This window comes from Cytobacillus sp. GQ23 (assembly GCF_059758675.1).
Genome location: NZ_JCAXER010000014.1, coordinates 45789 through 58073 on the forward strand (window position 1 = coordinate 45789; position 12285 = coordinate 58073).

Annotated in this window: 15 protein-coding genes; 7 read left to right on the plus strand and 8 right to left on the minus strand. The window is 40.5% G+C overall.

Annotated elements, in window-relative coordinates; translation table 11 throughout:
• Positions 1-164: 164 nt before the first annotated feature.
• The 3 genes from AC6CHU_RS13090 to AC6CHU_RS13100 all read left to right on the plus strand — a co-directional run bounded on the left by AC6CHU_RS13090 (position 165) and on the right by AC6CHU_RS13100 (position 2161).
• Complete coding sequence (locus tag AC6CHU_RS13090) at positions 165-1601, plus strand: carbon starvation CstA family protein (RefSeq protein WP_251283131.1); 1437 nt, start codon at positions 165-167, stop codon at positions 1599-1601.
• A 156-nt stretch (positions 1602-1757) separates the two neighbouring features.
• Positions 1758-1880 (plus strand): 3-methyladenine DNA glycosylase, encoded by a 123-nt coding sequence (locus tag AC6CHU_RS13095; protein ID WP_159869532.1) that lies wholly within the window; start codon positions 1758-1760, stop codon positions 1878-1880.
• A gap of 14 nt (positions 1881-1894) precedes the next feature.
• On the plus strand, positions 1895-2161 hold the full coding sequence (locus AC6CHU_RS13100) for a YczO family protein (RefSeq protein ID WP_159869535.1): 267 nt from the start codon (positions 1895-1897) through the stop codon (positions 2159-2161).
• Between the two features lie 176 nt (positions 2162-2337).
• Here the strand turns inward: AC6CHU_RS13100 and AC6CHU_RS13105 are convergent, their stop codons facing one another.
• Positions 2338-2907 (minus strand): HAD-IA family hydrolase, encoded by a 570-nt coding sequence (locus AC6CHU_RS13105; protein WP_251283130.1) that lies wholly within the window; start codon positions 2905-2907, stop codon positions 2338-2340.
• A 194-nt stretch (positions 2908-3101) separates the two neighbouring features.
• On the opposite strand from AC6CHU_RS13105, the gene AC6CHU_RS13110 reads away from it, so the two are divergent.
• Together AC6CHU_RS13110 and AC6CHU_RS13115 are read left to right on the plus strand one after the other, a co-directional pair.
• Positions 3102-3335 carry a helix-turn-helix domain-containing protein gene (locus AC6CHU_RS13110; RefSeq protein WP_076256850.1) on the plus strand — a complete coding sequence of 78 codons (234 nt, stop codon included), beginning with the start codon at positions 3102-3104 and terminating at the stop codon, positions 3333-3335.
• Positions 3336-3489: 154 nt separating this feature from the next.
• The gene (locus AC6CHU_RS13115) at positions 3490-3822 is read left to right on the plus strand and encodes a hypothetical protein (RefSeq protein ID WP_159869541.1); all 333 of its coding nucleotides are present in this window, start codon (positions 3490-3492) and stop codon (positions 3820-3822) included.
• A 258-nt stretch (positions 3823-4080) separates the two neighbouring features.
• On the opposite strand, the gene AC6CHU_RS13120 is transcribed toward AC6CHU_RS13115, so the two are convergent.
• From AC6CHU_RS13120 to AC6CHU_RS13130, 3 genes are read right to left on the minus strand one after another with little or no spacing between them, the layout of a single operon-like run.
• A complete protein-coding gene (locus AC6CHU_RS13120; RefSeq protein WP_498122000.1) occupies positions 4081-4809 on the minus strand; it encodes an exonuclease domain-containing protein in 729 nt (242 codons plus the stop codon).
• On the minus strand, positions 4809-5789 hold the full coding sequence (locus AC6CHU_RS13125; protein WP_159869547.1) for a DUF294 nucleotidyltransferase-like domain-containing protein: 981 nt from the start codon (positions 5787-5789) through the stop codon (positions 4809-4811). Before AC6CHU_RS13125 ends, AC6CHU_RS13120 begins: the two co-directional genes overlap by 1 nt.
• Before the next feature lie 33 nt (positions 5790-5822).
• Complete coding sequence (locus AC6CHU_RS13130) at positions 5823-7091, minus strand: ammonium transporter (RefSeq protein ID WP_159869550.1); 1269 nt, start codon at positions 7089-7091, stop codon at positions 5823-5825.
• Between the two features lie 265 nt (positions 7092-7356).
• On the opposite strand from AC6CHU_RS13130, the gene AC6CHU_RS13135 reads away from it, so the two are divergent.
• Together AC6CHU_RS13135 and AC6CHU_RS13140 are read left to right on the plus strand one after the other, a co-directional pair.
• Positions 7357-7551 carry an alpha/beta-type small acid-soluble spore protein gene (locus AC6CHU_RS13135; protein ID WP_009331132.1) on the plus strand — a complete coding sequence of 65 codons (195 nt, stop codon included), beginning with the start codon at positions 7357-7359 and terminating at the stop codon, positions 7549-7551.
• Positions 7552-7628: 77 nt separating this feature from the next.
• Positions 7629-7754: a hypothetical protein gene (locus AC6CHU_RS13140; protein WP_268891682.1), complete on the plus strand. Its 126-nt coding sequence runs from the start codon at positions 7629-7631 to the stop codon at positions 7752-7754.
• Between the two features lie 53 nt (positions 7755-7807).
• On the opposite strand, the gene AC6CHU_RS13145 is transcribed toward AC6CHU_RS13140, so the two are convergent.
• The 4 genes from AC6CHU_RS13145 to AC6CHU_RS13160 form a co-directional block, all read right to left on the minus strand.
• A complete protein-coding gene (locus tag AC6CHU_RS13145; protein ID WP_159869553.1) occupies positions 7808-8716 on the minus strand; it encodes a COX15/CtaA family protein in 909 nt (302 codons plus the stop codon).
• A gap of 165 nt (positions 8717-8881) precedes the next feature.
• Positions 8882-9994 (minus strand): o-succinylbenzoate synthase, encoded by a 1113-nt coding sequence (menC, locus tag AC6CHU_RS13150; RefSeq protein ID WP_251283125.1) that lies wholly within the window; start codon positions 9992-9994, stop codon positions 8882-8884.
• Between the two features lie 18 nt (positions 9995-10012).
• Positions 10013-10819, minus strand: coding sequence for a GNAT family N-acetyltransferase (locus AC6CHU_RS13155; protein ID WP_498122003.1), 807 nt, complete (start codon positions 10817-10819; stop codon positions 10013-10015).
• 44 nt (positions 10820-10863) lie between these two features.
• The gene (locus tag AC6CHU_RS13160; protein WP_498122005.1) at positions 10864-12246 is read right to left on the minus strand and encodes a YjiH family protein; all 1383 of its coding nucleotides are present in this window, start codon (positions 12244-12246) and stop codon (positions 10864-10866) included.
• Between the last annotated feature and the right edge of the window lie 39 nt (positions 12247-12285).

Sequence of the window (12285 nt, forward strand, 5' to 3'; positions counted from 1 at the left end):
TCCATTATTTCCTTCCTTTATTGTCACAAGCATGTTAATTATTATCGGAAAATATCTTTTTTTCTGAAATAAGCTTGCATTTTATTATGCATTACTTGTACAATATTCCACATATTCTTAAGTTTCAGATAATAATTATTATTTTACAACAGGGGGATTTTTTCATGGCTACTTTTTTAGGTTCGATTGTTTTGCTGATTGCTGGCTATGCCATTTACTCCAAAGTAGTAGAGCGTATCTTTGGCATAAATGACAGCAGCCCTACACCCGCATATACAGAAAAAGATGGAATGGACTTTGTTCCGATGAGCTGGTGGAAAGGCAGCTTAATTCAGCTCCTGAATATCGCAGGGTTAGGTCCCATATTCGGAGCAATTATGGGCGCATTATACGGACCGACAGCTTTTATCTGGATCGTGGCTGGTTCCATTTTTGCCGGGGGTGTTCATGATTATTTTTCCGGAATGCTTTCTTTAAGGCATAATGGGGAGCAGTTTCCAAACATTGTCGGCAGATACTTAGGAAAACCGGCCAAAACGTTCATAAATATATTCTCAATTCTTTTAATGATTTTGGTTGCCGCAGCATTTACTGCAGGGCCGGCACAGCTGATTTCAAGCATATCTCCATTGAGTTTTATGGCCTCATTGCTCATTATTTTTAGTTACTTTATCCTTGCAGCTGTTTTGCCTGTAAACCGTATTATCGGGAAAATTTATCCTCTATTTGGAGCTATATTAATTTTTATGGCAGTTTCCATTGCAATCGCACTGCTTTTCAGCGAAAAATCCATACCGAATGTAACTCTGTCCAATCTACATCCCGGTGAACTTCCAATCTGGCCATTACTGATGGTTACCGTTTCATGTGGAGCAATCTCAGGATTTCACTCAACACAAAGTCCGATTGTTTCACGCACATTAAAAAAGGAAAGTGATGGACGAAAGGTTTTCTATGGCGCCATGATCGGCGAAGGAATTATTGCCTTAATCTGGGCCGCTGCAGGCATGACTTTTTTCGGCGGAACAGGAGGGCTTCAAGAAGCATTAGCGGCTGGTGGTCCAGCGGGAGTGGTTAATGAAATTTCCGGCAGCCTCCTTGGAACGTTAGGAGGAATCCTTGCCATACTGGGTGTAATCATCCTGCCGATTACAACAGGAGATACAGCACTTCGTTCCTCAAGAATGATGCTTTCAGAATCACTTTCATCTTTATTGAAAATGGATGGAAAATGGAAGTTTGTCATCACCACTTTACCTGTGGCTCTTCCTACCTTATATCTTGCAACAATCGATTACTCATTCCTTTGGAGATATGTCGGGTGGACAAACCAGGTTACAGCAGCGGTCATGCTTTGGACAGCCACTATGTATCTTTTGAAACATAACAAATTCCATTGGATTTGCGGTGTTCCTGCATTGTTTATGACTGGGGTGGTATCCACCTATATCTTCTATGCGCCTGAAGGCTTTCGAATGGACTATCAACTATCTATGATAATCGGATCAGTCATTACACTCTTTATTACTGGCTGGTATGTTTTTCAAATCGTCAAACAAAAGCAGCTGAACAAGAATAACTCCAAACTAAAAGCTGCTTAATACATTAAAGCGCACCTCACATAAGCGTGAAGGTGCATTTTTTTTATGGCTGATCCATACTGGTCCATTCTCTTCACGGCTCTGCTAATCAATCACTCAGGTTTTGCTTTAATTTAAGAGGGTAATGAATACTAACAGTTTAAGGAGGGGTTAACTATGGCGGATAAAACCAATTCAGAAAAAAATAATTCTATAGAACAAAACAAAAAGAAAGAGAACGATAAAGATATCGAACCCCAAAGAGAGCCTGAAAAGCCTCAGGAAGAAAACCGAAAATAAGGAGAGGGACTTATATGGCTGACAAAAACATGCAGGATGGAAAGATGGATAACCCGGAGCAATATAAAACCGAAAAGGCAAGTTTATTTGATAAGTATGAAAGCGAAAAGAATGTTGATCCTATTCCAATGGAAGACTTGAAACAGGAAAATGAAGAAGAAAAAAACGGATCAAAAATAAAAAGCAGTTCATCTACAGAGGAAAAGTACAAAGCAGACTTTGAAACAATAAAAAAGAAAAAGCTGTTCGGCGATAAATATGACGATGGAACAAGAACATAAGTCTGCGGGAGTAACGGGACAGGTGAGACCCCGCACGCGCAGAAAGCTTGAGCATACCTTCGCTGCAATTAACGGACAACATTGTTAAGAGAAATCACTAATGAATCGAAAAGAGCCAAGTAAAAAGAAATATGGAAATTAAACGCCTGGCACTAAAAATTGCCAGGCGTTTTTTCTTAATATGGATTTATTATTTTATTAAAATCCCTGTAATGATTCAGATAGTAATCTGCTCCAGGGGCTTCATTCTGAAAAAGGCAGGTCTTGATGCCAAGTTGTTTTGCCGGCAGAATGTCTATCTCCCTGTCTCCTATTGCTAAATCAACCTTATGCTTTTCATGCAGAAATGCATAAGAAGCTGTGTGAGGCTTGCGTGGATAGCCATCGTCTCCTGCTACCATATCGGTAAAGTATTTATCTAACTTATGGAAGGTTAATATAGAAAGAACATCATCTCTTTCCTTGTGAGTCATAATCACATTCTTATCAGCCTGTTTTAATACCTGCACCACACCAGGAAAAGGCTTTAGATCATTTGGTCGCAATTGTCTCACATTCATCCTGATCGTTTTTATTTGTTCCTCATTTAATTTAAAATGATGGAAAGCATCGCTGAATGAAACTTTTAACTGACAAAAAATCTCTTCATCGGAAACCTTCTTATCACCCATCACTTCTCTTACGATCGCTGTATAAGCGGGATATGTATCCATTAAAGTGCCATCAAAATCCCAAAGTATATTCACCAGGCAAACCCCCCCTCTATATTGCTATTTACCCCCTCATATTAATAATTATACGTCCTGTCAATCTATTAAACTGCTTTTCCATTGTAATTAAATAACTTTGACAAACATATGGCACAATGCTAATTTAATAGCTATAAGACAAATAAACAGTGCCCTGAGAAAAAGGGTCAATTGTTAAAGGATGAATAAGAATGAACAAAGAAATTATTAAGTTAATCAGAAAGAGTTATAACATGACACAGCGTGATTTCGCAAGAGTTGTCAGCTGCAGCTTCTCTTTGATAGCTCTGGTTGAGGTGGGTAAGAGAAGGGTAACAGCTGATCTGGAAAACAAGATCAAAATTGCTTTTGACCTCGATGACCAGCAGATGCAGTCACTTGCTTCCCTTGTTTCAGAAATCAGCAAAGTCCCCCCTTTTATGTAAACAGCGGCGGCAGTTATAAAACCTAACCTTCTAAGTTAATACCAACCACAAAGCAGCAGCCACCAATTAAAATGGGCATTTGCCGTGTCTCTCCGCCCATTAATGCATACATTATATGGAGTTATTGGATTTTTGCATAAAAGGAGAGTGCCCAATGTACCCATATGGCTATTATCAAGGTTATCTTCCGCAGCCAGCAGCCCACTTCACCCCTGAATATGAAATTCAGCATTACGAACAATATGATACTGATAGACAGCCACAGCAGCTCGAAAGAAGGGTTACTGCGCTGGAAAGGCAAAATCAGGATCAATCCAGAGAGATTACCCGCCTTAACAGGCAGCTGGTCAATTTGACTGACCAGGTTAGAATGTTAAACCAGACTGTTGACCGCCATACACGAAGGCTTAATCGCTTAAACCAAAGACTAAGAACTGTTGAGAATAGACTTAACATCCCTTTTACTCCATTTGACGGGGAATTCTAAGAGAGTCTCTTGCCCCGAGCATCAAGAATGCCAAATTCACCCCAATCTCATATTGATTGGGGCTTTAATTTGTTTAATAAGATTTAATCGCAGTGTTTTTGTGACTTTCAGGATTAGAAGTTTGTACAGTGCTGCAGAACTCTAGGAAGGCTGAGCCGAAAACACTCCAGGTTCTGACTTTATCTGCCTTAATCACTGCAGTTCTGTCCGAAGTTTAGCTCTGCTGACTTCATCTTCATCCGTTCAAAGCCGCCTTTTTCACTTTAATCTGGCGAGGCGCTCATACACTTCTTTTAAATTTGAGCACCCTATTTTATGGACTTCCTCGATCAGGCAGCACCAAAGGAGAGCAGTCAGCTTTGCATCACCCAGAGCATGATGACGATCCTTCACAGGAATGTTATAAAATTCACACATATCTTCTAATTTCCATAATACTTTATGACGATCAGTTATCCTATAAAGGAAAGAAGTATCTAATATCCTGTGCTTGAATGGCGTGCGAAAAAGCTTCCAGCTGCTGTGCTGCATAAAGCTTTTTTCGTGGTTCGCATGATGGGCAACAAGCGGCAACCCCTTTACAAATTCAAGAAAGCTAATGAATACCTCTGAGAGGGGTGGAGCACTTTCTAATTCAGTCTCTGATAAATTTGTCAGCTCCTTTATTTCACTAGGAAGAGGCTTATCAAACTGAACAAGTGAATAAAAACTGTCGTCACTGACTTTCCCGCTGATAATTTTAACTGCACCAATCGAAATAATTTGATCACCTTTATCCGGATAAAATCCAGTCGTCTCAATATCAAAGACAGCCACATTCAAATTTCCTAAGGAAACAGACATTGAATCAGCATTCTGCAGCTCCCTCTGCATTTGCCTGATGAATGCTACATGATTCGGATTTTGACCATTTATTCCACCTAACATACTAGTCTGAAGTTTGCCCTGAATACCTCTGACAAATTGGACAAAAGGATTGAATCTCATTAGCCTGCACCCTTTTTAATGGACTTAATCACAAAGAGATGTAGTTTTTTGGCATCCTTTAAGATATCTTTCAGTATATTTCGTTCTGATATTGTTAAAGTTTTAGGCTGAATATAGTGAGTATCTTCATAAGAATCTGACTGCCTGTATGAGTGAAGCCTCCATTTTAACAACACAGCAAAATTCTTTTGATATTTCCACATTCCCTCATAACCATTAATTTTCATAATCTTATTCAGTCGGGCAATCGTTGATGTGTCCTGGATTCCTTCCTTCAGAGCAAGAATTCTCACTGCATTTACATAAGGAATAAATGCAGAATATTTTAGATCCAGTTCCCCTTGATGCCTTCCCTTTTCTTCTGCCAGAAGCTGGCCAAATGGACCAACTGATTTTTTTATATGCATGCTGGTCTCTACCATTCTGGTCAGCAGATGCGGGCTTTTTTGAAAATTCTCGTAAATTAAGGATTTCAATTCAGCAATATACTTTTCCTCGCCTGCCAGCACTCTGCTGTCATAAAAAATATGAAGATTTCTCATCGTCTGGAGACTCCCCTCATGCATCCATGAAAGGATTTGTTCTTTCCATTGAGAAAGCGATTTGCACCATAGCGGATTAGAACTCATGACATTTCCTTGGCAATATGGATAGCCCACTGTCTGTAAACCTTTTGAAATTTCCTCCCCAAGCTCTAAAAAATATGCTTCCGCTTCAGGAGCCGCGGGTTCATACACCAATCCATGATCCTGGTCACTCAGAAAGCCCAGCTCCCTTCTCCCTGAGCTCCCCATTGTGAACCAGGCAAATTTCCACGAGAATGGTCTTTCAGTTTTGATCCTCTTCAGCGCTATACGGATAACAGACTTCATGATTGTGTCGTGAAATTCATTCAGCGCACTAACATTTGACCAGTATGTTAAAATCCGTTCCTCTTTCCACTCTTTTAGGGATTGGTAAGAATTCAATGATGCTTCCATCGAGGCACTTCCTTTAAGAAAGCTCGAGCCTTCTTACGAGCTTAACTTTTTGTTTTCATCAGCCATGAAGACTTCGGGATACCCATAGCTTCCATGTTCACTTAAATCCAACCCCATAATTTCTTCTTCTTCTGTTACCCGAAGTCCTCCCAATACTTTCTTGGCAGCTGCCAAAATAATAAAGGATGCAGCAAAAGCATAGAGACCGGATACAGCAACACCCATGAACTGAACTCCCAGCTGTTCAAATCCTCCCCCATAAAATAATCCAGGCTTTCCGACTGCTGCCAATTCTGGTGTTGCAAAGAAACCAGTGGATAATGTTCCCCAAACCCCAGCTGCACCATGAACAGAAAGCGCAAATATGGGATCATCGATTTTTCTCTTTTCAAAGAAACGAACACTGTAAAATACCAGGATTCCCGCTACAAACCCTATGACAGCCGCCGCCCATGTATCCACAAATGCACAGGAAGCTGTAATAGCGACCAGACCTGCAAGAGCACCATTGAGCATTGTCGGCACATCGGATTTTCCCATAACCACCCATGAAATAATCAATGCCGATACTGCACCTGCTCCAGCGGCAAGATTTGTGTTAAGAGCGACAAATCCAAAGAAACCATCTTCCACAGTCAATGTACTGCCAGCGTTGAACCCGAACCAGCCGACCCACAGGATCAGAACACCCAGAGCTGTATATACTTGGTTATGACCATAGATATTGTTAGCGGAACCATCTTTATTAAATTTTCCAATTCGGGGCTTAAGCAAGATAGTAGCTGCCAAGGCTGCCATAGCACCTGTTAAGTGTACAACTGTGGAACCCGCAAAGTCCTGCTTGCCATGTTCTGCAAGCCATCCTCCTCCCCAAATCCAATGTGCTACGACAGGATAAACAATGGCGGAAAATAGTACGGTGAAGATAAGGTAAACAGATAGTTTTGCGCGTTCAGCAAATCCGCCAAGCGCAATTGTGATGGCAATACCGGCAAATGCCAGCTGAAATACGAAGAAAACTGAAGAAGATAACCCCATTCCTTCAAGTTCAGCACCTGAGTAGAAGAAATTTGAAAGCCCAACCATGATATTTGCATTATCGCCAAATATGAAGCCAAAGCCCACCGCCCAAAACAGCAATGATGATAAACCAAAAGTAAAAATTGTTTTTCCTGCGATGTGCCCAGCGTTTTTCATTCTGGTTGAACCGGCTTCGAGCATAATAAATCCGCCAAGCATAAAAATAACTAAAATAGCTCCCAGCATAACCCATAGACTGTTCATTAAAAATATGGCGTCCATTTGTTATCCCCCCTGATTTTTATTTTGATGTTAGATAATATCGATATCTTATGTCATATTATCTAACATCAATTTATTTAATCTTTATTTTACTCAGTTTTCAGCAGAAGTCAATCTATTTTTTGAAAATTTATAATTTTTATGTAAGATAATCTTACATAAAGGTTTCTATTGGCAATTTTATTGTTGCATCTGTCTTTACTTAATCGGTTAAGTTAAAAACGAGCATACTATTTGCTCAAATAATCGTCGGGAGTGAGGTATCATGGCAAGAAACAAACTATTGGTACCCGGTGCAGGAAATGTATTGGATCAAATGAAGCAGGAAATAGCCAATGAGTTTGGAGTTCAGCTTGGTGCTGATACGACCGCACGAGCAAACGGTTCTGTCGGCGGGGAAATGACAAAACGCCTTGTTGCAATGGCAGAGCAGCAGCTTAAAAACCAGCAAAATCAGTAATAATGTTTGCTGGGCAACCGGTCCTGAAAAGGACCGGTCTTTCACTATACGTACACTTACCTAACGGAGGCAGACCTATGACCAACAAAAATGACAACCGCGAAAGAAAAAACAAATATCCCAACAATAAAAAACAGGATGCTGAGTTCTCAAGAGACGCAGATATCAGAAGTGAAATTACGAAAAAAGATCTCCAAAAATAAACTGAAGCAAAACAAAAAGGCATGTCACCTGACTGCCTTTTTTTGTTTTGCTATCATCCATAATAATGATTGTTGCTTTTTTCCCCTTGTCTGCAGATCCTGCCGAAAGAGGAGGCAAACACCCACGCCTCACAAATAATTGCAAATAAGGCAGTTCCAAAAGCAAGATGGAGAACAGCCCAGGATATTTCAATATAACTGATAATCGTCAATACTCCGACAATAATTTGACTTAAGACCAGTACGGATGCAGCCATAAGCCGATTCTGCAATCCAGCCTCCCATTTACTCTTTATTGAAATATATGTAAGAATAAATATATAAAAGGCCAAAATCCCCGCAAGCAGCCTGTGTCCGGTCTGTATCATTTCGGGATAGGTTTCTGGCAAAATGCCATATGCACATTCCAGCCAACTGCACGCTAATCCGAATGTTTGGTGCTTAATATAAGCACCAAGAAATAAAGTAAGAAGGAGCAACACAAGCAGGATTTTAAATTTGTTTCGAATACTCTGGTCGTTTCTTGTTTTAGTCCGAGATGTCTGTTCACCAGCACGTCTCCATATCCAGATTAGCAAAGCAAGAAAAGCCATTGCAACCAGAAGGTGAACAGACACAATGATAGCCGGCAAGTCTAACCAAACCACAGCTGCTCCAAGTAAAATTTGAATTATTAAAAGAAGCATCAGCGCCTTAGAAACACCGCCAAGTTCCCGTTCCTGGTTTGATTTTTGAATGCTAAGGTATAATACAGCTGTCATTATTGCAAGTACTGCACCTACAATTCTGTGAGCAAATTCAATTAAGGTATCTCCTTCTAATACCGGAATCATAAGCCCATTGCATAAAGGCCATTCCGGCCCGCACCCCATGCCAGATTCCGAAGATGCCACATACCCGCCAAATACAATTAAAATATAGGTAAGGATAATTGTTAAGAACGCCAGCCGCTTCACCTTCATACTACACACCCCTTTGTATCGCAAAATTTAGAAAGTTACATTCAGTTTATCAAAACCCGGACAAACCCTCGGTGATATGTGTCACAATATAGGTAAAATAGGGAATCAAGATGCAAATCCCAAAATAAAAACGCCAGAGTTCCCTCTGGCGCAGCATGGCTTATTTTATGATTTTGAGAAAGTCCGGCTATATAATGTTACATCCTCAATTTTAGAACGATCAGGCTCATACCCTATTCCCGGCCCCTGCGGCACTAAAATAAAACCATTTTCCATAGTGACTTCAGGTTCAATTATATCTTCTTTCCAATAATGGGAAGACGGGGCTGTATCACCAGGAAGCGTAAAATTAGATAGTGAAGTAATGGCAATATTGTGCGCACGACCTATTCCAGCTTCAAGCATTCCTCCACACCACATCGGAACGTTATGATTTCTGCAAAGGTCATGAATTTTCCTTGACTCTGTAAGCCCGCCAACCCGGCCAATTTTCAAATTTATGATTCTGCAGCTTCCAAGCTCAATCGCCTTTCTGGCATCCTCAAATGTATGTATGCTTTCATCAAGGCAAATTGGTGTTTCCAAATGACTTTGAAGCTTGGCATGATCGATAATATCGTCATGATCCAAAGGCTGTTCAATCATCATTAGATTAAAATCGTCCATCTTCTGAAGGTGGCCAATATCATTAAGCGTATAGGCGCAATTAGCATCAGCCATAAGCTTAATATCAGGAAACTGGCGACGGATTGATTTTAAGATTTGCACATCCCACCCTGGTTTAATTTTTACTTTAATCCGCTTAAAGCCATCGTTTAGATATCCTTCAATTTGCTTAAGCATTTTTATTTCCGACTCCTGTATACCGACACTAACGCCAACTTCTATTTTTTCCTTTTCTCCGCCCAGAGCTTTTGAGAGCGAGACCCCTTTCTCCCTGGCATAAAGGTCCCAGACAGCACACTCCAGCGCTGCCTTGGCATTAAAATTTCCCCTGATTGGCCTGAAAGCCTCTGAAACATCATCAGGGTGCCGAATGTCTGATGCAAAAAGGATCGGTATTAAATGATCACTCATCATATGCCAATTAGTTTTTACTGTTTCTTCATTGTAAATGGGCTCCATTATGGAAACCGACTCTGACCATCCTGATTGCCCGCTTTTTGATTTTGCTTCTACCAGAATAAAGTCCTTATCCACTTCTGTTCCGACACTTGTCGTAAACGGATTCAGCAGCTCCATTTTCACGTGCCTTAAAACGATGCTTTTAATTTCCATATTCCCATTCTCCCGGCATTATCTCTTTTCCAAGAGATATAAGTATTGGTTTTTCGCATCTGCGTCCTTTATAAGATCTGTCGCAATCCAGCCTTTGCTTAGATACTGAACAAACGCTTCTTTCGTACTTTTTCTCCATTTCAAAGCCAATTCAATATCTCGCTTTTTAATATCCTGAAAATTCCCAGGAACCGGAATGTAAACCTTTTCATTTCTACAGTCCAAATTTACGCTTACAGGGACTCTGAAACCATCAGCGACCTCTGTTTCTATTGCCCTTGGCAGAACCTCATCAGGTCTTTGGCGCACGGGAAACACGTCTTGTATTCGCCACTCCACCAGAAATCTGTCAGACGGTATTCCGGCATTCATCTGGTCCGACATTTCACCGTAAGCATTCTCCATATAATGAGTGCATACAGCACCGAGCTTATGGAGATTAAGATTGGCATTTACGGTTTCAAGAGGATCGTATGTCCAGGAAATGAGATCATAACCTTTTTCAATCGCTGTCTGTTTTTGAGCATTTTTTAGCTTTTCTCCAATTCCAAACGCCCGGTACTTCTGATGAATTCCAAGGCTGTGGGAGCAAAGATATACCTTTGTGCCGTCAAAGCCGGGAAAGCTGTATTGAAAACCAATCAGCTCCTCTCCAATAAACGCGCCTAACACAAACCCGCCATTTTTTACCGTCGCCACTGTATGATTAACCGGCACAGCTTCTTCTACACTCCATATTCTTGCTTCAAGTTCGTATACCGCTTCAAGGTCCTTAACTGTGTGAAGGTTTTTAATGACCAGTGATGTTAATGCCGCTTGCTTCATAACCTTCCCCTTTCCTGGAAAACCGATAAAATTGAGTTAATTACTTAAAATATTATATGAGCTACTACAGCTACAATCGGCAGCGTAATAATCGTGCGAAGAAGGAAAATAAGAATTAAATCCTTAATGCTGACAGGAAGATTTGACCCTAAAAGCAGACCGCCCATTTCAGACATATAAACCAGCTGTGTTACAGAGACACAAGCAATAACAAATCTTGTCATTTCACTTTCTATGCCGCTCCCAATGACAGCCGGAAGGAACATATCAGCAAATCCAACTACCATTGTCTGGGCCGCATCTGCAGCTTCCGGAATTTGCATGAGAGCCAGGATCGGTTCAAACGGCTTTCCAAGAATCGTAAATGCAGGAGTGAATTCTGCAATTACAAGGGCAACAGTCCCAATCGCCATAACAATTGGCAGTACACCCATCCACATGTCCAAAACATTCTCAAAGCCTTCTTTTACAACTGCTGCAGCACTATTATTAGTACGCGCCTTTTTAATTGCATTATTTAATCCCCATTTAACAGGTGTAGTATGAGCAGGAATGGAGGTTTCCTCCTTCATCACAGTCCCTTCATAAGCAGTATCAGCTTTTCTGGATAATGGGGGAATCCGCGGCATTACTACAGCTGCCACCAAACCAGCAAGGATAATTGTTAAATAATAATGTATAAAATATTGTTCTAAATTTAAATATTGAATAATAACGATCGTAAACGTAATGGAAACAACCGAGAAGGTAGTGGCAACAACTGCCGCCTCCCGTTTTGTATAATATCCTTCTTCATATTGTTTAGTTGTTAACAAGACTCCAATCGTCCCATCACCTACCCATGATGCCAGACAATCTAGAGAGGAACGTCCCGGCAGCTTAAAAACTGGCCTCATCACCTTAATCAATAATGCTCCAAAAAATTCGAGCAGGCCAAAATTTAATAGAAGCGGCAGTAATAAACCTGCCAGAAGAAATGTTGTAAACAGGATTGGAATTAGATCATAGATTAAGAGTGCGCCAGTATTCTCTGAATATATTGGCTCCAGACCTATTTCAAATAAGGTAATAATAGCAAAAACTGTTCCCATCAAACGCGCTGCGACCCAAAATTTACTTACATTGAGTAATTTATTCAAATAAGGGCTGTTTAATATAAAGGCCGGTTTGAAAATTACTGCTATCAATGAGCCAATTACTGATAGAGCCATTATAGCAACAGTAGTAGCAGGGATAGAAGCTCCCAGCCATCCATTAATTTGATTTGCTAAATATGCAACCGGGATCGTGATCCCATCTTCTCCTTGAACGGGTATCATAAATAGTAAAACCCCAACAAGAGATGGTATTAAAAATTTAATATAGTCCCCGGCTGTATACGATGCCGAATCTTCCTGCTGAATGATTTTCTTTGAAAGACTGCTCATACGTTGTGCCCCTTTTTATTTTTTTGATTTTTACTCCCC

Bases quoted from the DNA above. Each gene is read 5' to 3' on its own strand.
- AC6CHU_RS13155 (WP_498122003.1), bottom strand. From the start codon at position 10,819: ATGAAGCAAGCGGCATTAACATCACTGGTCATTAAAAACCTTCACACA.
- AC6CHU_RS13145 (WP_159869553.1), bottom strand. From the start codon at position 8,716: ATGAAGGTGAAGCGGCTGGCGTTCTTAACAATTATCCTTACCTATATT.
- AC6CHU_RS13095 (WP_159869532.1), top strand. From the start codon at position 1,758: ATGGCGGATAAAACCAATTCAGAAAAAAATAATTCTATAGAACAAAAC.
- AC6CHU_RS13110 (WP_076256850.1), top strand. From the start codon at position 3,102: ATGAACAAAGAAATTATTAAGTTAATCAGAAAGAGTTATAACATGACA.
- AC6CHU_RS13125 (WP_159869547.1), bottom strand. From the start codon at position 5,789: ATGGAAGCATCATTGAATTCTTACCAATCCCTAAAAGAGTGGAAAGAG.
- AC6CHU_RS13115 (WP_159869541.1), top strand. From the start codon at position 3,490: ATGTACCCATATGGCTATTATCAAGGTTATCTTCCGCAGCCAGCAGCC.
- AC6CHU_RS13130 (WP_159869550.1), bottom strand. From the start codon at position 7,091: ATGGACGCCATATTTTTAATGAACAGTCTATGGGTTATGCTGGGAGCT.
- AC6CHU_RS13100 (WP_159869535.1), top strand. From the start codon at position 1,895: ATGGCTGACAAAAACATGCAGGATGGAAAGATGGATAACCCGGAGCAA.
- AC6CHU_RS13090 (WP_251283131.1), top strand. From the start codon at position 165: ATGGCTACTTTTTTAGGTTCGATTGTTTTGCTGATTGCTGGCTATGCC.
- menC (WP_251283125.1), bottom strand. From the start codon at position 9,994: ATGGAAATTAAAAGCATCGTTTTAAGGCACGTGAAAATGGAGCTGCTG.
- AC6CHU_RS13140 (WP_268891682.1), top strand. From the start codon at position 7,629: ATGACCAACAAAAATGACAACCGCGAAAGAAAAAACAAATATCCCAAC.
- AC6CHU_RS13160 (WP_498122005.1), bottom strand. From the start codon at position 12,246: ATGAGCAGTCTTTCAAAGAAAATCATTCAGCAGGAAGATTCGGCATCG.
- AC6CHU_RS13120 (WP_498122000.1), bottom strand. From the start codon at position 4,809: ATGAGATTCAATCCTTTTGTCCAATTTGTCAGAGGTATTCAGGGCAAA.
- AC6CHU_RS13135 (WP_009331132.1), top strand. From the start codon at position 7,357: ATGGCAAGAAACAAACTATTGGTACCCGGTGCAGGAAATGTATTGGAT.